Source organism: Prevotella koreensis (genome assembly GCF_003977605.1).
Lineage (GTDB): Bacteria > Bacteroidota > Bacteroidia > Bacteroidales > Bacteroidaceae > Prevotella > Prevotella koreensis.
Genome location: NZ_RYYU01000001.1, coordinates 1,649,897 through 1,667,784, shown reverse-complemented (window position 1 = coordinate 1,667,784; position 17,888 = coordinate 1,649,897). Strand labels below are relative to the sequence as shown.

Sequence of the window (17,888 nt, the reverse complement as noted above, 5' to 3'; positions counted from 1 at the left end):
CGGACATGAAGAAAATCAAGAAATCACTGTGGAGTGCGTACTGGAAACTCCACGACAAAAAGAAAATGCTGGTGGAACGGCTCAAAGGGTATCTGGACGGCTTGCCGCCGAAGACACGCAGGCGCATCGTGCTGGCGATGCTCATCGCATTCGCCGCACTTGCCCTCTACACCTTCGGTAAAGCCGTCTATGACATCGGCAGGAATGACGGCAGCCGGATGGAGATAGACCATGCCGGACAGGTGGAACTGTCCGTGAAGCCGGATAACAATCACAATGTAATACCTTATTTATATGGAACAGACGAAGAATGAACCCAAGAACGAAAACAAGGCGGCTCCCGGCAACGACAAGCCGAAAAAGGAGCGCAAGCCGCTGACCGAAGCCCAACGGCTGAAACGCCAGAAAATGATAGTGCTTCCCGCTATGGTGCTGGTATTCATCGGGGCTATGTGGCTGATATTCGCCCCGTCCTCCGGCAAGGAGCAGGAGCCGGGAACAAGCGGCTACAACATCGAGATGCCCGATGCGGACAAGGAGAACCGCCGGATTATCGGTGACAAGGCGAAAGCCTACGAGCAGGGGGCAATGGAGGAACGGCAGGAGAACCGCAGCCGCGCCATGCAGCAGTTGGGCGACCTGTTCGACCGCGAAACGGTGGAAGCGGATGGGGACAGCGACTTCGACCTTGCCAATCCCGGCGGAACGGAAGAGGCGGTGAAGCCAGCACCGAAGACCATCCAGTCCTCGGCAGCCGCCTACCGTGACCTCAATGCCACGCTCGGCAACTTCTACGAGCAGCCGAAGAACGACAATGCGGAGATGGACGAGCTGCTGGAACGCATCGCCACCCTCGAATCCGAACTGGAAAGCGGAAAAGAGAGAAGCTCCACGATGGACGAGCAGGTGGCACTCATGGAAAAATCCTACGAACTGGCGGCGAAGTACATGGGCGGTCAGAACGGCACGCAGGCGGCAGCGGGACAGACCGCAGAGCCGTCCCCCGTGCAGAAAACCGGAAAGAACACGGCAAAACCCGTCAGGCAAGTGACGCATCAGGTGGTGTCCTCGCTCGGACAGCCCATGAGCAATGCCGAATTTGTCGCTTCCTTCTCGCAGGAACGCAACCGCAGTTTCAACACGGCGGTGGGCGTTACAACCGTACCGGACAGGAACACCATACCGGCATGCGTCTATGGGGCGCAGAGCGTGACGGACGGGCAGGCGGTCAGGTTGCGGCTGTTGGAGCCGATGGCGGTAGCAGACCGGATCATCCCCCGTAATGCGGTGGTGGTCGGCGCAGCCAAGATTCAGGGTGAACGGCTCGGCATCGAAATCACCTCGCTGGAACACGACGGTACGGTTATCCCGGTGGAGTTGGAGGTCTATGACACGGACGGGCAGCCCGGCATATTCATCCCCAACTCGATGGAGATGAACGCCGTCAGGGAGGTTGCCGCCAACATGGGCGGTTCGCTCGGCAGTAGCATCAACATCTCCACCAATGCCGGGGCGCAGCTCGCCTCCGACTTGGGCAAGGGGCTGATACAAGGCACGAGCCAGTACATTGCCAAGAAGATGCGCACCGTCAAAGTGCATCTGAAAGCCGGGTACAGGGTCATGCTCTATCAGGAGAAGAACTGATGTATAATCATAAGAAATCCAATCAATAACAACAACCCACTAAATTCAAAGTAAAATGAGAAAAGTAATCATGATGTTTGCCCTCGCTATGGGCATCGCAACTGCCAACGCGCAGGAAAACGTAACCGTTGAAACGACCAACGGAAGTGAAGAACTGACCTTGACAAAAGAGGTCTATCCGCAGAAGGAGGCGGACGGCGACCTGTATCACGGTCTGACGAGAAAGCTGGGCTTTGACCGCATGGTTCCCCCGCACGGCTTGGAAGTGACCTACGACAAGACCGTGCATGTCATCTTCCCGGCGGAGGTGCGCTATGTCGATTTAGGCTCGCCCGACCTGATTGCGGGCAAAGCCGACGGAGCGGAGAACGTCATCCGTGTGAAGGCTACCGTGAGGAATTTCCCGAACGAAACCAACATGTCCGTCATCACGGAGGACGGGAGTTTCTACACCTTCAACGTGAAATACGCCGCCGAACCGCTGCTGCTCAACGTGGAGATGTGCGACTTCATCCATGACGGCGAGGCGGTGAACCGTCCGAACAACGCGCAGGAAATCTACCTGAAAGAATTAGGCAGCGAAAGTCCGATGCTGGTGCGCCTTATCATGAAGTCCATCCACAAGCAGAACAAACGTGAGGTGAAGCATATCGGCTGCAAGCGTTTCGGCATCCAGTACCTTCTGAAAGGCATCTACACGCACAACGGGCTTCTGTATTTCCACACGGAAATCAAGAACCAGAGCAACGTGCCTTTCGATGTGGACTACATCACATGGAAAATCGTGGACAAGAAGGTGGCGAAGCGTACCGCCGTGCAGGAGCGTATCATCCTGCCGCTCCGCGCGCAGAACTACGCCACGCTCGTGCCGGGCAAAAAAAGCGAACGCACGGTCTTCACGATGGCGAAGTTCACCATACCCGACGGCAAGTGCCTCGTGGTGGAGCTGAACGAGAAGAACGGCGGCCGTCACCAGTCCTTCGTGATCGAGAACGAGGACTTGGTGCGCGCCAATACCATCAACGAACTTCAAGTGCGCTGACCATGAGAAAGTACATCGCAATAATCATCGCGTCGCTTGCCCTGTTCACGGGGCAGGCGCACGCCCAGCGATGCCTGCCGAAGATGCAGGGCATCGAGGTCAGGGCGAATCTGGCGGACGGCTTCAAACCCGGCGGCAACGACGGCGGGTACAGTTTCGGGGCGGCTCTCTCCACCTACACGAAGAAGGGGAACAAATGGGTGTTCGGAGGTGAGTATCTCCTGAAAAACAACCCGTACAAGGACACCGCCATACCTGTGGCGCAGTTCACGGCGGAAGGCGGCTACTATTTCAAGATACTTTCCGATGCCCGTAAAATCGTGTTCGTCTATGCGGGGGCTTCGGCTCTCGCCGGGTATGAATCGGTGAATTGGGGCGAAAAAGTGCTGCATGACGGTTCGACACTGCACGACCGGGACGCCTTCATCTACGGCGGTGCGCTGACGCTCGATGTAGAGTTTTACGTGGCTGACCGTATCGCCCTGCTCGCCAACCTCCGGGAGCGTTGCCTGTGGGGTGGCGACACGAAGAAGTTCCATACCCAATTCGGGGTGGGCATCAAGTTCGTCATCAACTGACACGCGGCATGGAACGGACGGATATAGACACCATGAGGCAAATATCCCTCGCGGACTTTCTCGCGCGGTTGGGGCATGAGCCTGTCCGAAGGAGCGGAAACGAACTTTGGTATCGTGCGCCGTACCGCAGTGAGCGCACGCCCTCTTTCCGTGTGAACGTGGCGAAACGGCTCTGGTACGACTTCGGTTTGGGCAAGGGCGGTGACATCTTCACGCTTGCCGGGGAGTTTGCCCGAAGCGGTGACTTCATGGCGCAGGCAAGATTCATAGCGGAAACCGCCCGTATGCCGTTTGTCGCATCGGAAAAGCCGTTGTACCTGCCGGAACCGTCCGAACCTGCCTTTGAGGGGGTGGAAGCCGTCCCACTGCTCCGCTCACCATTAACAGAGTATCTGGCGGAACGGGGCATCCCTTATGCCGTTGCATCCCGTCACTGCTGCCGCTTGAACTACGGCGTGCGTGGAAAACGGTATTTCGCAATCGGTTTCCAGAACGTGGTTGGCGGCTATGAAATCCGGAGCCGTTATTTCAAGGGTTGCGTGCCGCCGAAGGATGTGTCGCTGGTCAAAATGGAAAGTTCTCCGACTGGCGTGTGCAGTTTATTTGAAGGATTTATGGACTTCCTTTCCGCTGCCACGCTTGGATTGGAAACAGGCGACAGCCTTGTGCTGAACTCCGTCGCCAACGTGGGTAAGGCGGTAAAACACTTAGACGGGTACGGGCGCATCGACTGCTTCCTCGACCGTGACGAAGCCGGGCGGAGGACGCTGGAAGCCCTCAAAGGACACTACGGCGGACGTGTCTGTAACTGTTCCGCACTCTATGACGGTTGCAAGGACTTGAACGAGTATCTGCAACTGACAGCAAAAAAGAAATGAACAATAACTTAAAAATCAAAGGACAATGAACATACTGAACAACAAGAACAAGAGAATATCCATCTTCAAGGCGTTGGCACTCTGCCTGTTCGCCGCCGTGTCGCTCACGCTCGCATCGTGTGACGATGACATGGACATCCAGCAATCCTATCCGTTCACGGTGGAAACGATGCCCGTACCGAACAAGGTCACAAAGGGGCAGACGGTGGAAATCCGCTGTGAACTGAAAAGGACGGGCGATTACGCCAACACGCTCTACACCATCCGGTATTTCCAGTTCGAAGGGGAAGGCACGCTGAAAATGGCGGGCGGCATTACTTTTCTGCCCAATGACCGCTACCTGCTCGAAAACGAGAAGTTCCGGCTGTACTATACGGCTGAGGGCGACGAGGCGCACAACTTCATCGTGGTGGTGGAGGACAATTTCAAAAATTCCTACGAATTGGAATTTGACTTCAACAACCGGAACGTGAAGGACGACATTCAGACCGTCATCCCCATAGGCAATTACAAACCTCTGCCAAGATGATGCGTGTATTCATGGCTATCCTCTGTTCGCTGCTGGCGGTCTGCTCCGTGTCCGCACGGGACAGCCGTCGGAAGGGGACGGACAGGCAGGCGGCAATCTACCGCCTGCCGCCTTTTGAGCGGGCGGTTCGCTGTACGAAGTATTTTGAAGGCTGGCACTCGGAGAAACACCACCCATACGTGGGCTGGGGTCATCAGGTGCAGCCGGGGGAAAGGTATTCGGCACGCACCATGACGAAGCGGCAGGCGGACGCACTCCTGCGGAAAGACTTGCGTAAGTTCTGCGCCATGTTCCGTAAGTTCGGGCGTGACAGTCTGCTCCTTGCCACGCTCGCCTACAATGTCGGTCCATACCGGCTTTTGGGGAGCGGGAAGATACCCAAAAGCACGCTGATCCGAAAATTGGAGGCGGGCGACAGGAACATTTACCGGGAATATATCGCTTTCTGCAACTACAAGGGGAAACGGCACGCCATGCTGCTCAAACGGAGAAAGGCGGAGTTTGCGCTGCTGTACATTCCGTAACATGGCAAATGCCTGACAAATGAAACTCCGATGAAGCCGCAACTTCATCGGAGTTTCCGCTTTTCATACATTCGGGATTTTTCCTTTGCCGATTACTTCACCGTCCCTGCAATGCTCTATGATGCCGGGCGAAAATCCCATCTCCCCGATTGCGATATGCCGGATATACTCCACATATTCCTGACCTTGAAAAATCCTGCCCGTGAGGTTTTTGAAAATCATCCTTATGCTTGTTCCGTCATCGCTGTGCAGGATGATTTTTCCGTTCTGTCTGATTTCTTCCATGATTGAAACTTGTTTTTGTGAATACTATCGTAGATTGGGACAGCGGTTTCTTTGCTACTTTCTTTGTCCGCCGTCATGCTCACCGAAAGAAAGTAGGGCGGCTTTGTCCGCCGCCACTCAAAAATGGGTGTAGAGTCCTGTTACCATCGTGAACATTTCTTCCAGCATATCGCAATATATGCCATCGTGTGTTTCGATGTCCTTCGTCTTGCACTCGAATGTCTTTTTGCTGAACGTCCTGCGGTAGAAACGCATATTGTAGAGGTCTAAGCCGGCATCGTAGATGATGTCAAGGCGGTTGGCACTCGTCTTGTTCCTCGCAAGGCTCATGCGCAGTCCGTTACCCATATCTATAAAGTCCTTGCTTCCCGTCATGGCGGCAAAGCGTCTGCCGCCTATCTGCTGTAAAATAGTCTTCGCTATCATGCTTTTCTTGGTTGTAGGTTGGCGGTGCGGACACCGCCAACTTGTTTAACATTCTGTTATCTCGGCAATGGGTGTGTTTCGTTTCAACCATTCCATCAGGCACTCCATATTGTACTCGCTTGTGATGACTGCCGTATGGCTGTTGATGGCGGTAAACCTGCTGCTCTCGTAGTCGTCTATCCACCCTTTTAGGGTATCAACTCCCCACGCTTCGGCATCGTCAAAGATGCCGTCCAATACTTTGATAGGCTCACTGAACTTCACTATCAGCGTTTGATAGGCTGCGTTCATCGTCTGTCCTCCTTTCCTTCCTTTGCCGTGAGCCACTCATCCCGTGCTTCTCGGCACTCGTCCAATGTGGGTTTGACACAAGAGAACAACTCTCCGTCTGTGGGGTGGCGGTAGTCGTACTGCACAAGTGTCCGCTTGCGTCTGCCGATACCTAATTGGAAACGCTCGTATTTCTCCGTACCTGCTTCCGTGCAGGTGCTTACTCCGTTGATGGTCATCCGTGTTGCCATAATCGTTGATTTTAGGGTGGTTAAAAATGTACTGACAAAACTCTGTTCTTCATCACCATTTCGGGGTCGCTCGTGTAGCGTTGGTGCAGGTAGAAATGGTGGGAACCGAAGCCGTAAAGGAAAAACCTGTCAAGTCCGTGCTTCTCGGCAAAGTTCTTTACACTCCGTCTTAACTGCTCCTCACTCGTTGCAAGAGTGAGGAGGTTCACAAATTCAAGGAACATCGTGGGGATTTTATCGTCCCACAGACAAACCATGCTTTCAATTTTTACTTCCATACTATTGGGTATTATAGGTTGATACTATGCCGCTTCCATCCGCTGGCGGATAAGGTTCACGTTGCTGTTCACAAGGTTTACAATGCGGTCGTGGTACTCGGTATTGGAATTGTGCAAGCCACGACTTTGCACCACTTCCAATGTCTTCAAGGAAACCTCCACCGTTTCTATGCGCTTGCCGTCAATGGTAGCGGATAGGATAAGAGAGTTCTTTTCAAGGAAATAGGAGTTGGAAAACACGCAATGGTGCAGTTCCGTCCCTTCCGCTGCAAACTCCGCAACGCTCTCCAACACACGCACCTGCAAAGTGCCGTCCGTGAAGGCGATGCCGAAGAATATGCCTTTGAGTTTGCGGTATGCCTTCTCGTGTTTCTTCGCTTGGCGGATGCGTTCCTCCAACTTCTTGCGTTCTATCTCCTTGTTGCGCTTGTGCATAAGTCTGTCGTGTTCGGCTTTGAGGTCGGAGGGACAGACGTACTTCGGGCTGTTCGTGTCCTTGCCGAAATGCCGCAGGAGGTCTATGGTGTCACGCCACATGGAGCCGTCAGCAATGGTGTAGCCGTTGCGGATACATATCTTTACGGATGCCCAATACCTCTCTATGTCAAAGGAACTGCGGATATAGTGGCGCAACATGGGGTATTGCCCTGCCTTCAACAGCGTTTCGGCTCGGCTGTCGGAAAGGATAGCCGTGAAAAGGTCGTAAGGCAGTATGTTGTGGTATTCGCCATTGAAGCCGTTGCGTTTCAGTTCGGGTATGAAACGCTGTCGGGGATAGGTGCAGACGGGGTTTATATCGTATGCACGGAGTTTGTTGTTCTTGCGTACCTCCATGTCGCTGTATTCCGCCCATAGGTCGTAGTAAAGTATGGACATTCCACGCAGTCGGGCAATGGTGACGGTTGTGCCTTTGGGCGAAATCCACCTTTGCACCACTTCATAAATGGAATACCCGGCTGCCTGCCCTGCCTTGTATTGGGACTTGACGAAGAAGAAGCGTATCACTTGGTACTGCTTGCAGGTGGTGATGATGCAGAAATACTCGTTCTCGCTGAACACGCTCTTTCGGGTGCGCAACGCTTCCAACTCCATGCCGCAATGCGGGCAGGTGCATCCGCAAACGGTGTCCGCAAGGTTGTGTTCACTCCTCCACGAATGTCCGCACTCGGTGCAGATGTTCGTGCCGTCCGCCCTCTTGATGGCGTAATGTTTGAAGCAATGGCGGAAAGCGTAAGCCCTCTGTGTGGCGGTCAATTTCGGCAGTCGCTCGCTCAATCGTGCGACTTCCTGCTGTATGGGTGTTCTCGGTTTCATAATCAGAAATTGAATAGGTTGGGTTGTTGTACTTCTTGTGCGGTCGCTTTGGTGGCGGTTCTCGGCTTGCTGCGGTTCTGCAACTTGCGGAGTTCCTCCTCTTGGTATCTGCGGACTGCGTTCTGCCGTGCTTCCGCCTTTTCCTCTGCCGTGAGTTCCACAACGTGGTTCACCGCCACTTGGCACTGAATGGGCTTGCCTACCTCTATCTCGTTCTCGTCATAGTAGTGGACGGCTTGCCCGAATATCTCCCCGTCCGTGAAGCCGTTGCAACCGCTCCGCTGCACGTAGTTGAGAATGTAGGTGACACAATCGTCTATGTTCTTGGCAGGGTTGCGGTAGTTCCTCGCAAAGAGCGTATCTTCCGCTGCACGCTGCTCCAGATACATCTGTATCGTTCTCTTGAAATGTTCTGTTCCTTTCATATCGCTGTCTTTTTTAGATTGTCTGTTTCAGTATTTCTCTCCAATAGGTCGGCTCTACCTCGCTCAGAAGGAAGTCTGTAAAGTCCCTCCGTGCGTCCTTGTTCAGTTCTCGGTAGAGTTCACGGAACACGGATATGTTGCCGTTGATGTACGTTTCCACCATGTACACGAAGATGTTGTCCACCTCGTAGTATCTGCACTGCTGCGCTGCCGTTTTGCTGCTTCTCTTTGCCATGTCAGTAGGGGTTAAAGGGTGAATAACCAAAGGATGAAGCCGAAGAAGGCAATAGTGGAAAGGATAGCCACGATTACACCTATCGCCACTCGGAACACTCCGTTTACAATCTCTCTAATAATGCCCCAAAAGATGCCGAACATCCCGAAGGCGGTGCGTACCATCAAGCCGCATATCGCAAGCCCTATGTACTGCGCCATTTGTCTGAAATTTGCCGTTGCCGTCATATCTTCGCTGTTTTTGATTTTTTTGTTTTTTAATGCGGATTCAAGAGCTGAGGGAGTTGAGTTTCAAACTATCTTATCTGCCTCTCGTTTATCCGACATTTTTTTTATGCGTCTTTCTGTCGCATCGGTCGTTTTCGTTTCGGGTGCTTGAAAAGGTAGGGATTAGGGAATGCAAGGTTTTTCGGGAAAAATACTACCCGCAGGGCTGGAGATTTTTTCCGAAAACAGGAGGCTTGACCTTGCATTCCCGTCCAATCCCGGAATTACCTTTGCGCCCAGAACGGAAATGACTATCTGATGCGGCTCACTGAAAGACGCGAAAATGGAGGTAAACGGAAGTGGAGGCAGATTGGACAGGAAAACTTCAAAAGAGAAATCCGTAAAAAAGGGAAAACGCCAAAAGGAAAAGGGACATAGCCGGAGGCGTGAAACCGGGCAAACCACCGGCAAGGAAGTATGATTTTATATGTCTGGCCGAGCGTGTACGGTCGGACGGATAAAATCATTCTTCCCGGTTTGCCTGCCGTGTGTGACGGCTTGTTCCATTTATGGATCGGGCGGTCAGACACGGCTTTCCGCTTACGGCTCAAAGGAACAGTGGAAAAAGAAAAATCGTCAGAAACCCGTAAAAGCACCTCTTTGGCATAAGCACAAAAGAAATGGGCCTTGCATCATTAGTCTAAACTGTTGTTTAGGCGTGAGGCAAAGCCCTTTTCTCCGCTTATGCGTAGTCGGCATACGTTCGACCAAAATCCTTTTGGGCGATGGTGTGCCGACGGACAAAACCGCTTTTACGGAAAAACTTGTATGAGAAGAAAAAATTAGGGAGATTCATTTCAAAATCTCCCGTTTTATTGTTACTTTTGCATACGAAGAGTTCTTTGAAGGTTACGCAACGCGCAGAAGGATGATGCAGTAGATAACTAACTAAATCGTAACCTATTACTATCATGAGCAATTAACCTACGCTCAGTTCCAATAAATTACACTCTTTTCGTAACTTCATGCCACAAATATACAATTATTTTTTCTAAACGCAAGACAATTTTACTTTATTTTTCAAAAAATAATCAAAAAACCACTCAAAGGCAAACAATCTTGTCACAACAGATTATTGTCAGCGATACAAAATGGGCGAAATTGGTCAGCAATCTCGCCCATTTTGCATTGCAATTTCGCCTGTTTTGTTTTTCAATTTAGCCCAAATTGCTGATATTTACAACGCCGAACTCGTTATAAATAAAAAAGATTTGAGAAATAAAACATGCTTGGACTTTTTTTTGTATTTTTGCATTCGGATAAACAGATAGGAATTTAATCAAGAAATATGGGTAAGGCAAGGATTACCGTTGCAGGTATAGGACCGGGCAGCGAGGCCGACATCACGCCGGCAGTGATAAAGGCCATCAGCGAGGCTGACGTGGTGGTGGGATATAAATACTATTTCCGCTTCATAGAGAATTATGTAAAGGAAGGGTGTCGGTGCATAGACACGGGAATGAAACGTGAACGCGACCGTGCACAACAGGCATTCGACATGGCGATGAAGGGCCGGCATGTGGTGGTGATAAGCAGTGGCGATGCCGCCATTTATGGCATGACACCACTCATCTACGAGATGAAACGGCAGTATGCCGATGCCGACATAGAGATTGTTTCGCTGCCCGGCATATCGGCTTTCCAGAAAGCGGCTTCACTGCTTGGTGCTCCGGTAGGTCATGACTTCTGCGTAATCTCTCTCAGCGACCTGATGACCCCTTGGGCAACGATAGAGAAACGCATCGCTGCGGCTGCCGAAGCAGACTTCGTCACTGCCATCTACAACCCCAAAAGCAATGGCAGATACTGGCAATTGTACCGCCTTCAGGAGATATTCCTCATGCACCGCTCACCTGAAACACCTGTGGGATATGTGCGTCAGGCAGGCCGTCCGGAAGAGGAAGTGTTCCGAACGACACTCGGAGAGTTTGACCCGGAAAAGATAGATATGTTCACCGTGGTGATAATCGGCAACAGCCAGAGTTACATTCACGACGGTTCGATGATAACGCCGCGCGGATATTACCGTGAGACCGATGCTGCCAATGCCGGCGAAAAGAAAGAGATGGGCGTGGGACAGGAGATAATGATGGAGAGTTTCCGCACCATACATTCGGAGATGAGCAACCCCGACATTCCGCTCTATCGTCTTTGGCCGATGCTGCATGCCATTCATACAACTGCCGATTTCTCTATGGAAGAGGTTGTATATACCACCGAGAAGGCCGTGCCACGAATGTTCGAGGAGATGAAAAAAGGCCGACTGAACACCATCATCACCGACGTTACGATGGCGGCGGCAGGCATTCGCAAGGTGGCTTGCAGCAGAATGGGAATAGAGGTGAAATGCTATCTCGCCGACCCTCGTGTGGCAGAAATGGCAAAAGAGAAAGGCATCACACGCACTCAGGCAGGCATAAGACTCGCAGCAGAGGAGCATCCCGATGCGCTGTTCGTATTCGGTAATGCCCCTACGGCACTCATGGAACTATGCGCCCTGATGCGACAAGGCAAGGCAAAGCCCACAGGCATCATCGCCGCACCGGTGGGTTTTGTGCATGTGTGCGAGTCGAAGCACATGGTGAAGGTGTTCCGCGACGTTCCGAAAATAATAGTTGAAGGGCGCAAGGGAGGAAGTAACCTCGCCGCAACATTGGTAAACAGCATCTTGGCATGGGACGATGCACAACAGTTAATGCCCGGCAGAGACGTATGACACAAGGAAAAACCGACTATATAGTAATAGGCATAGACGACCACCGCGAGCCGTCATTGTCGAAGGAAGCACTGCTTGCGATTTCCTCCGGCAATGTTTTCTCGGGCGGAAAGCGTCACCACGACATCGTTGCCCATCTGCTTCCGCAGCATGCAAGGTGGATAGACATAACGGTGCCGCTCGATGATGTGTTTGCCGAATATGCAAAGATAGACGAGACCATAGTGGTGTTTGCCTCCGGCGACCCGCTCTTTTTCGGCTTCGCCGCTACGATACAACGGCGCATTCCGGAGGCCGTGATAAAGACAATGCCCACACTCAACTTGCTGCAAACACTTGCACACCGATTGCTTTTGCCTTATCACGATATGCACACGGTGACACTGACAGGTCGCCCGTGGCACGAATTTGACGCTGCACTGATAAGGAGGACACCGAAAATAGGAATCCTCACCGACAGAAATCACACACCGGCGGCCATAGCACGGCGAATGTTGGAGTATGGGTATGACAACTACGTGATGCACATAGGCGAACTGCTCGGCAATGACAGTGGTGAGCGGGTGTGCTCGGTATCGCTCGATGAGGCTGCCGAATATGATGCCGCCATGCCAAACTGCGTTATTATAACGGCCGTAAAGGAGCGCGAAAAGATAATGCCTATTCCCGATGCAGAGTTTGTTCCGCTGCCCGGCAGACCGCTGATGATAACCAAGGCGGCGATACGTCACCTCACACTCGCCGCCCTCGAACTGCAACAACGACACTCGCTGTGGGACATCGGGTTCTGCACCGGCTCGGTTTCGATAGAGGCACGGCAGCAATTCCCTCACCTGCACGTTACGTCTTTTGAGACACGAAGCGAATGTGAAGACATCATAAACACCAATGCACGACGTTTCGGGACACCGGGAATAAACATCTCGATGGGCGATTTCCTCGCTGCCGACACGTCGCAATGGCCCGCACCTGATGCCGTATTCATTGGCGGACATGGCGGACACCTGCGCGAAATGGTGCTGAAAGCAGCGCGGGAGATGATTGCAGGAGGAGTGATGGTGTATAACTGCGTGGCGGTGGAAACCACTACCGACCCGCGCATTCCGCGCGACAGCATCGAGATATTCAACAACGCTGCCGCAGAAGCGGGAATGAGCGTGGAACAACCCATGCGCGTTACCATAGATTCATATCACCCGATAAACATTCTTAAAGCAAGAAAAAAATGAGAATATCAATCATAACCGTTACCCAAGAGGGTGACAACATAGCCGAAACCTTGAAAAAGACAATCGGCGGAGACATTGACATGATAAGTCGTCAGGATGTTGAACGACTCTTTACCGAGCGCGAGGCGTTTATATTCATCGGTGCAATGGGCATCTGTGTGAGAACGATAGCACCGCTCATCGGCGACAAACACACCGACCCGGCTGTGATATGCATTGACAGTACGGGGCGCAACGTTATCTCGGTGTTGTCGGGACACGTGGGAGGAGCAAACCAACTGACGCGCGAGGTGGCTGCCGCAATAGGTGCTATGCCTGTCATCACCACGCAGAGTGACAACCAAGGGCTGTGGGCTCTCGATACCATTGGCGAGGACTTCGGCTGGAAAGCGGTGCCCAATAACGGTATGAACGATATTATAACGACATTCGTAAACAGGCGGCCAACGGCTCTATGGCTTGAAACACGCGACCGCGGAACAGACCATTTGGAGGAAACACGCCCCGAACATGTCACCATAGTGAGCAGTGAGGAGGAACTCTCGCAACAGGATTTCGCGCTGTGCATCATCGTTTCGCCATTCCGTCATGCCGTGCCGGATGGTATGCTGTGCCTACATTTCGTTCCAAGTGCAGTTTCGGTGGGCATCGGATTGGCACATCAGGCAGGACCGACAGAGGAGGTTATCGATAATATACGCTCGGTGATTGCTGCAAAGGGTATAATGAATGAGTCCTGCCGATATGCCACGATAGACATAAAAAGCGATGAACCGGTGGTGAAACGACTTATTGCCGACGGCGAAAATTTCACCTTTTTCACAGCAGAACAACTTTCAGAGATTACTGTCCCCACGCCAAGTGATGTCGTGGCGAAGCATGTGGGAACGCCAAGTGTCAGCGAGGCTGCGGCATTGCTGATGTCGAATGGTGGCGAAATGTTGATGGAAAAGCAGAAAGGAAGCAACTTCACCGTTGCCGCAGCGATTGACCGCAAGTGGCTTAGGCGCGGACATATCGAGATTGTCGGTGCCGGTCCGGGCGACCCTGACCTCGTTTCTGTGCGTGGAAGGAGAATGCTCGAGCGTGCCGACCTTATATTATATGCCGGCTCGTTGGTGCCGCGCGAACTCACTCTCTGCGCCAAAGACGGTGCCACGGTGCGTTCGTCGGCAGACATGAACCTCGACGAGCAGTGCTCGCTGATGAAGAGTTTCTATGACCGCGGTGCGTTCATAGTGCGCCTACACACCGGCGACCCCTGCATTTTCGGGGCGATACAGGAGCAGATGGCTTTCTTCGATGAGCACGGAATGAGTTATCATATCACGCCCGGAATATCGTCATTCCTTGCCGCCGCCGCCGAACTGCGGTCGCAATTCACGATTCCGGAGCGATGTCAAACAATAATACTGACACGCGGTGAGGGGCGCACACCGATGCCGGAGCGTGAGAAACTGCACCTGCTGGCTCGCTCGCAAAGTACGATGTGCATTTTCCTCAGTGCGTCGATAGTGGACGATGTGCAGGCGCAGTTGCTGGAAGAATATCCCGAAGACACACCCGTTGCCGCCTGTTATCATCTCACATGGAAAGATCAGGCGATATATCGCGGTAAGTTGAAGAACCTCGCAGAGATAGTAAAGAGTCACGACCTCACGCTGACAACGATGATTGTGGTGGGCGATGCGATAGATAACCGCTCAAATACGTCGTTGCTATATGACAGGAAATTCACACATTTGTTCAGGGAGGGGGTATAAGTAGTGTGCTCCTCGATTGCTAAACTTGCGTAACACTATCATTTGAGAGAAATATAAAACAGTAAAAAATAGGTATGATTCTGGTTTTCGGTGGCACAACAGAGGGACGGAAAGCGGCCATTGCGTTGGAAGATGCGGGCAAGACTTTCTACTATTCCACTCGTGGAAGCGAGCAGGAAATAGACCTCGTGCACGGTATTCGCACCACAGGAGGAATGGATGTCGATGACATTACACGCTTCTGTGACGAGAAAGGTATTGCCCTTCTCATTGATGCCGCTCATCCGTTTGCCGAAAATCTGCATAGCAATATAATAGAAGCGGCACGCCGAAAACAGTTGCCGGTGATAAGATATGAACGGCAATATCCTCCGCGAAGCGACGATATGATTTGGTGTGACGACTATAACGATGCCGTGGAGAGGATGGAACGGCATGGTGTTGAGCGACTTCTCGCCCTTACCGGTGTGCAGACGATAGGAAAACTAAAACCTTTCTGGGAACAACATCTCACTTGGTTCCGCATATTGAACCGTGCCTCGTCTGTGGAATTGGCGTTACGCAGCGGTTTCCCGAAGGAATATCTGACCTTCTATGACGACGAACCTACAGCGGCAACGATAGAAACACTGCACCCCGATGCCATTATAACAAAGGAGAGCGGCGAGAGTGGAGGCTTTGATGAGAAAGTGGAAGCGGCGCGTAAGGCCGACATTCCTGTCTTCGTTGTCTGCCGACCGGTGATTGATACCGCGCAAGTGGATTTCAAGAAAGTGAACGGTCCGCATGGTCTGCGACTTAAAACTCAGGAAATATTGCCCGACTTCTACGAACTGAAGACCGGCATAACCACCGGGACGTGTGCCACTGCGGCCGCTGTTGCGGCACTCACAAGACAGGAAACGGTGACCGTACGTATCCCCGACGGAGAAGATATTGAGGTGCGTATCACCGCTCTCGGTGAAAATTCCGCTACCGTTACGAAGACCGCAGGCGACGACCCCGACATCACCGACGGCCTTGACATCGTGGCAAAGATAGAGTTGTATAATACCACAGAGGAAGAAACTGAAGAAACTCAGCCCCACACTCACCCCTCATCGCTCCCCATTCCCCGCTCCGCTCGGCTCCGACAGGAGACGCTTTCGGAGCAAAGCGAAGAAAGAACGCTCATCGCTCAACGCTCATCGCTCATCCCTCCGCTCGGCTCCGACAGGAGACGCTTTCGAAGCGAAGCGAAGAAAGAACGCTCATCGCTCATCCCTCATCCCTCATCGCTCAACATAACAGGAGGCGAGGGAGTAGGCAGAGTAACTCTTCCGGGTCTCGGTCTGCCTATCGGTAGTGCCGCAATAAACGAGGTTCCGCAGCGAATGATACGCCACAATGTGCTCCCATTGCTCCCGAAAGGCATGTCAGCCACGGTCACTATCAGCGTTCCCGACGGTCGTGAGACAGGCAAGCGCACATTCAATCCGCGCATCGGAGTGGTAGATGGCATAAGCATCATTGGCACGAGTGGCATCGTTAAGCCTTTCTCATCAGAGGCTTGGATAAGTTCCATACGCAAAGAGATGTCGGTAGGCTTCTCCATCACCTCCCCCAATCGCTCAACTCTCACCGCTCATCGCTCCGCCCAACCCCCTCAAATCGTAATAAACAGCGGTGCAAAGAGCGAGCGTTACATGCGTCAACTCTACCCCGAACTGCCCGAACAAGCATTCATCCACTACGGCAATTTCATCGGTGAGACGATAACCATAGCCCGCGAACTGGGTGTTGAGAGGCTGGCAATGGGAGTTATGATAGGTAAGGCGGTGAAACTGGCAGAGGGAAAACTCGACACCCACAGCCATAAGACAACGATGAACATAGCCTTCCTGAAGCAGATGTTGTCAGAAGCAGAGGTGCAAAAAGACATCGAAGGCTTGAACATGGCACGCCAACTATGGTCTATTCTGACATCCGAAGAGATGCAACGGTTGGAAAAAATAATAATAAAACACTGTCACGAGCACTGCGATCCGCTGCTGCCCGATGGCAATATAGACATAATATTAATATCGGAAAACGTAACGAAATGAAGAAAATCATTATCTTCGTTTGTCTCGCGACATTACTTGTGGGATGCGGACAGACAACAGGAAACGGTAAAGAAAATGCTGAAAACGGTAACGACACGGCAACAGTGGCAGTGAGATATGCACAGGGATTCAGTGTGGAAGAGAAGCAAGGATTCCGACTGTTGGAAATAAAAGACCCACAGAGAACAGACAGTGCGGCGGTTTATAAATTCGCACTCGTACCACGCGGAACATCGCCGGAAGGAATACCGGATGGCTACGCAAAGATAGAAACACCGGTGAAGAGCGTCATCTGCATGACCACACAGCAACTCGGAGGATTCATAAAACTCAATGCCCTCGACTTCGTGACCGGCATAGCGAGCGCAAAAAGACTCTTCGACAAGGAACTGAAACAGCGCATCGAAGACAAACGTATAGTGAAGATTGGCAAAGAAGGAAACTTTGACGAGGAACTGATACTGGCCTCACAGCCTGACGTGATACTCATATCTCTCTCGAAACGCGGAGGATTTGAGAAACTACAAGATTCCGGAGCACCGCTTATGCCATATATGGGATATGAAGAAGTGTCACCTCTTGCACAAGCCGAATGGATAAAGTTCGTAGGTCTTCTCATAGGTAAGACAGCCGAGGCGAACGCCATTTTCGCTGAGGTGGAGCGCAACTATAACGATGCTATGGCGATGCTTCCCAAGTATGAAACGCTGCCGCAGGTGCTTTACGGAAAGATGCACGGAGACAACTGGTATGCAATGGGTGGCAAGAGTTTCATCGCAACGATAGTGAATGATGCCGCAGGGCAGTATTTCATGACTGAAGACAACCGTGCCGGCGGTGTCAATCTCGACTTTGAGGAGGTGTACTCAAAGGCCGAAAAGGCCGATTTCTGGATAATACAGAACAAGGAAAAAGAGAAATTCTCCTACCAATCGCTCATTGCCGATGACCCTCGATATGCCGACTTCAGTGCCTGCAAGAATAAAAAGGTGGTGTGCTGCGACATGAACAGTACGCCGCTTAACGAACTATCGGCAATGGAACCGGACATCCTTCTGAAGGATTTTATCCAAGCCTTTCACCCCGGAGTATTGAAAGATCATACCTCGAAATATTATAAACTGATAGAATGAACAATAAGCACCTTCATT

Annotated in this window: 21 protein-coding genes; 12 read left to right on the top strand and 9 right to left on the bottom strand. The window is 52.0% G+C overall.

Annotation, left to right across the window (positions count from 1 at the left end; translation table 11 throughout):
- Positions 1 to 5: 5 nt before the first annotated feature.
- The 7 genes from EHV08_RS07095 to EHV08_RS07065 are packed head-to-tail and all read left to right on the top strand — an operon-like array spanning position 6 to position 5,195.
- The gene (locus EHV08_RS07095) at positions 6 to 314 is read left to right on the top strand and encodes a TraL conjugative transposon family protein (RefSeq protein ID WP_007366505.1); all 309 of its coding nucleotides are present in this window, start codon (positions 6 to 8) and stop codon (positions 312 to 314) included.
- Entirely contained in the window at positions 295 to 1,644 is a 1,350-nt protein-coding gene (gene traM / locus EHV08_RS07090) for a conjugative transposon protein TraM (RefSeq protein ID WP_007366504.1), read from the top strand. Before EHV08_RS07095 ends, traM begins: the two co-directional genes overlap by 20 nt.
- 55 nt (positions 1,645 to 1,699) lie before the next feature.
- The gene (gene traN, locus EHV08_RS07085) at positions 1,700 to 2,686 is read left to right on the top strand and encodes a conjugative transposon protein TraN (protein WP_007366503.1); all 987 of its coding nucleotides are present in this window, start codon (positions 1,700 to 1,702) and stop codon (positions 2,684 to 2,686) included.
- A 2-nt stretch (positions 2,687 to 2,688) separates the two neighbouring features.
- A complete protein-coding gene (locus tag EHV08_RS07080; RefSeq protein WP_007366502.1) occupies positions 2,689 to 3,264 on the top strand; it encodes a conjugal transfer protein TraO in 576 nt (191 codons plus the stop codon).
- A gap of 8 nt (positions 3,265 to 3,272) precedes the next feature.
- Positions 3,273 to 4,142 carry a toprim domain-containing protein gene (locus tag EHV08_RS11870; RefSeq protein WP_007366501.1) on the top strand — a complete coding sequence of 290 codons (870 nt, stop codon included), beginning with the start codon at positions 3,273 to 3,275 and terminating at the stop codon, positions 4,140 to 4,142.
- 25 nt (positions 4,143 to 4,167) lie between these two features.
- Positions 4,168 to 4,671 carry a DUF3872 domain-containing protein gene (locus EHV08_RS07070; RefSeq protein ID WP_007366500.1) on the top strand — a complete coding sequence of 168 codons (504 nt, stop codon included), beginning with the start codon at positions 4,168 to 4,170 and terminating at the stop codon, positions 4,669 to 4,671.
- The gene (locus tag EHV08_RS07065) at positions 4,668 to 5,195 is read left to right on the top strand and encodes a glycoside hydrolase family protein (protein ID WP_007366499.1); all 528 of its coding nucleotides are present in this window, start codon (positions 4,668 to 4,670) and stop codon (positions 5,193 to 5,195) included. The genes EHV08_RS07070 and EHV08_RS07065 overlap by 4 nt, the downstream gene beginning before the upstream one ends.
- Positions 5,196 to 5,258: 63 nt before the next feature.
- Here EHV08_RS07065 and EHV08_RS07060 read toward each other — a convergent pair whose 3' ends face one another.
- The 9 genes from EHV08_RS07060 to EHV08_RS07020 all read right to left on the bottom strand — a co-directional run bounded on the left by EHV08_RS07060 (position 5,259) and on the right by EHV08_RS07020 (position 8,906).
- Positions 5,259 to 5,480: a DUF7688 family protein gene (locus EHV08_RS07060; protein ID WP_007366498.1), complete on the bottom strand. Its 222-nt coding sequence runs from the start codon at positions 5,478 to 5,480 to the stop codon at positions 5,259 to 5,261.
- Positions 5,481 to 5,597: 117 nt separating this feature from the next.
- Positions 5,598 to 5,906 carry a hypothetical protein gene (locus tag EHV08_RS07055; protein WP_007366497.1) on the bottom strand — a complete coding sequence of 103 codons (309 nt, stop codon included), beginning with the start codon at positions 5,904 to 5,906 and terminating at the stop codon, positions 5,598 to 5,600.
- A 45-nt stretch (positions 5,907 to 5,951) separates the two neighbouring features.
- Positions 5,952 to 6,197 (bottom strand): DUF6956 domain-containing protein, encoded by a 246-nt coding sequence (locus EHV08_RS07050; RefSeq protein ID WP_007366496.1) that lies wholly within the window; start codon positions 6,195 to 6,197, stop codon positions 5,952 to 5,954.
- Positions 6,194 to 6,427 (bottom strand): DUF3873 domain-containing protein, encoded by a 234-nt coding sequence (locus tag EHV08_RS07045; protein ID WP_007366495.1) that lies wholly within the window; start codon positions 6,425 to 6,427, stop codon positions 6,194 to 6,196. Before EHV08_RS07045 ends, EHV08_RS07050 begins: the two co-directional genes overlap by 4 nt.
- A 20-nt stretch (positions 6,428 to 6,447) precedes the next feature.
- Entirely contained in the window at positions 6,448 to 6,705 is a 258-nt protein-coding gene (locus EHV08_RS07040) for a hypothetical protein (protein ID WP_007366494.1), read from the bottom strand.
- A 24-nt stretch (positions 6,706 to 6,729) separates the two neighbouring features.
- Positions 6,730 to 8,019, bottom strand: a complete 1,290-nt coding sequence (locus EHV08_RS07035; protein ID WP_014224642.1) for a PcfJ domain-containing protein — start codon at positions 8,017 to 8,019, stop codon at positions 6,730 to 6,732.
- A 2-nt stretch (positions 8,020 to 8,021) separates the two neighbouring features.
- The gene (locus tag EHV08_RS07030) at positions 8,022 to 8,444 is read right to left on the bottom strand and encodes a PcfK-like family protein (protein ID WP_007366492.1); all 423 of its coding nucleotides are present in this window, start codon (positions 8,442 to 8,444) and stop codon (positions 8,022 to 8,024) included.
- Between the two features lie 13 nt (positions 8,445 to 8,457).
- A complete protein-coding gene (locus EHV08_RS07025) occupies positions 8,458 to 8,679 on the bottom strand; it encodes a hypothetical protein (RefSeq protein WP_007366491.1) in 222 nt (73 codons plus the stop codon).
- A gap of 11 nt (positions 8,680 to 8,690) precedes the next feature.
- On the bottom strand, positions 8,691 to 8,906 hold the full coding sequence (locus tag EHV08_RS07020) for a hypothetical protein (RefSeq protein ID WP_007366490.1): 216 nt from the start codon (positions 8,904 to 8,906) through the stop codon (positions 8,691 to 8,693).
- 1,327 nt (positions 8,907 to 10,233) lie between these two features.
- Here EHV08_RS07020 and cobJ point away from each other — a divergent pair.
- The 5 genes from cobJ (at position 10,234) to EHV08_RS06985 (ending at position 17,870) form a co-directional block, all read left to right on the top strand.
- Complete coding sequence (gene cobJ / locus EHV08_RS07005) at positions 10,234 to 11,661, top strand: precorrin-3B C(17)-methyltransferase (protein ID WP_126678689.1); 1,428 nt, start codon at positions 10,234 to 10,236, stop codon at positions 11,659 to 11,661.
- Positions 11,658 to 12,890, top strand: coding sequence for a precorrin-6y C5,15-methyltransferase (decarboxylating) subunit CbiE (cbiE, locus tag EHV08_RS07000; protein ID WP_126678688.1), 1,233 nt, complete (start codon positions 11,658 to 11,660; stop codon positions 12,888 to 12,890). Before cobJ ends, cbiE begins: the two co-directional genes overlap by 4 nt.
- On the top strand, positions 12,887 to 14,653 hold the full coding sequence (gene cobM, locus EHV08_RS06995) for a precorrin-4 C(11)-methyltransferase (RefSeq protein WP_126678687.1): 1,767 nt from the start codon (positions 12,887 to 12,889) through the stop codon (positions 14,651 to 14,653). The genes cbiE and cobM overlap by 4 nt, the downstream gene beginning before the upstream one ends.
- Positions 14,654 to 14,727: 74 nt before the next feature.
- A complete protein-coding gene (cbiD, locus tag EHV08_RS06990) occupies positions 14,728 to 16,737 on the top strand; it encodes a cobalt-precorrin-5B (C(1))-methyltransferase CbiD (RefSeq protein ID WP_126678686.1) in 2,010 nt (669 codons plus the stop codon).
- Positions 16,734 to 17,870, top strand: coding sequence for an ABC transporter substrate-binding protein (locus tag EHV08_RS06985; RefSeq protein ID WP_158676066.1), 1,137 nt, complete (start codon positions 16,734 to 16,736; stop codon positions 17,868 to 17,870). The genes cbiD and EHV08_RS06985 overlap by 4 nt, the downstream gene beginning before the upstream one ends.
- Positions 17,871 to 17,888 lie beyond the last annotated feature (18 nt).

Bases quoted from the DNA above. Each gene is read 5' to 3' on its own strand.
- cobJ (WP_126678689.1), top strand. From the start codon at position 10,234: ATGGGTAAGGCAAGGATTACCGTTGCAGGTATAGGACCGGGCAGCGAG.
- cbiE (WP_126678688.1), top strand. From the start codon at position 11,658: ATGACACAAGGAAAAACCGACTATATAGTAATAGGCATAGACGACCAC.
- EHV08_RS07030 (WP_007366492.1), bottom strand. From the start codon at position 8,444: ATGAAAGGAACAGAACATTTCAAGAGAACGATACAGATGTATCTGGAG.
- EHV08_RS07035 (WP_014224642.1), bottom strand. From the start codon at position 8,019: ATGAAACCGAGAACACCCATACAGCAGGAAGTCGCACGATTGAGCGAG.
- cbiD (WP_126678686.1), top strand. From the start codon at position 14,728: ATGATTCTGGTTTTCGGTGGCACAACAGAGGGACGGAAAGCGGCCATT.
- EHV08_RS07065 (WP_007366499.1), top strand. From the start codon at position 4,668: ATGATGCGTGTATTCATGGCTATCCTCTGTTCGCTGCTGGCGGTCTGC.
- EHV08_RS11870 (WP_007366501.1), top strand. From the start codon at position 3,273: ATGGAACGGACGGATATAGACACCATGAGGCAAATATCCCTCGCGGAC.
- EHV08_RS07040 (WP_007366494.1), bottom strand. From the start codon at position 6,705: ATGGAAGTAAAAATTGAAAGCATGGTTTGTCTGTGGGACGATAAAATC.
- EHV08_RS07060 (WP_007366498.1), bottom strand. From the start codon at position 5,480: ATGGAAGAAATCAGACAGAACGGAAAAATCATCCTGCACAGCGATGAC.
- traN (WP_007366503.1), top strand. From the start codon at position 1,700: ATGAGAAAAGTAATCATGATGTTTGCCCTCGCTATGGGCATCGCAACT.
- EHV08_RS07055 (WP_007366497.1), bottom strand. From the start codon at position 5,906: ATGATAGCGAAGACTATTTTACAGCAGATAGGCGGCAGACGCTTTGCC.
- cobM (WP_126678687.1), top strand. From the start codon at position 12,887: ATGAGAATATCAATCATAACCGTTACCCAAGAGGGTGACAACATAGCC.
- EHV08_RS06985 (WP_158676066.1), top strand. From the start codon at position 16,734: ATGAAGAAAATCATTATCTTCGTTTGTCTCGCGACATTACTTGTGGGA.
- EHV08_RS07050 (WP_007366496.1), bottom strand. From the start codon at position 6,197: ATGAACGCAGCCTATCAAACGCTGATAGTGAAGTTCAGTGAGCCTATC.
- EHV08_RS07095 (WP_007366505.1), top strand. From the start codon at position 6: ATGAAGAAAATCAAGAAATCACTGTGGAGTGCGTACTGGAAACTCCAC.
- EHV08_RS07070 (WP_007366500.1), top strand. From the start codon at position 4,168: ATGAACATACTGAACAACAAGAACAAGAGAATATCCATCTTCAAGGCG.
- EHV08_RS07080 (WP_007366502.1), top strand. From the start codon at position 2,689: ATGAGAAAGTACATCGCAATAATCATCGCGTCGCTTGCCCTGTTCACG.
- EHV08_RS07045 (WP_007366495.1), bottom strand. From the start codon at position 6,427: ATGGCAACACGGATGACCATCAACGGAGTAAGCACCTGCACGGAAGCA.
- EHV08_RS07020 (WP_007366490.1), bottom strand. From the start codon at position 8,906: ATGACGGCAACGGCAAATTTCAGACAAATGGCGCAGTACATAGGGCTT.
- EHV08_RS07025 (WP_007366491.1), bottom strand. From the start codon at position 8,679: ATGGCAAAGAGAAGCAGCAAAACGGCAGCGCAGCAGTGCAGATACTAC.
- traM (WP_007366504.1), top strand. From the start codon at position 295: ATGGAACAGACGAAGAATGAACCCAAGAACGAAAACAAGGCGGCTCCC.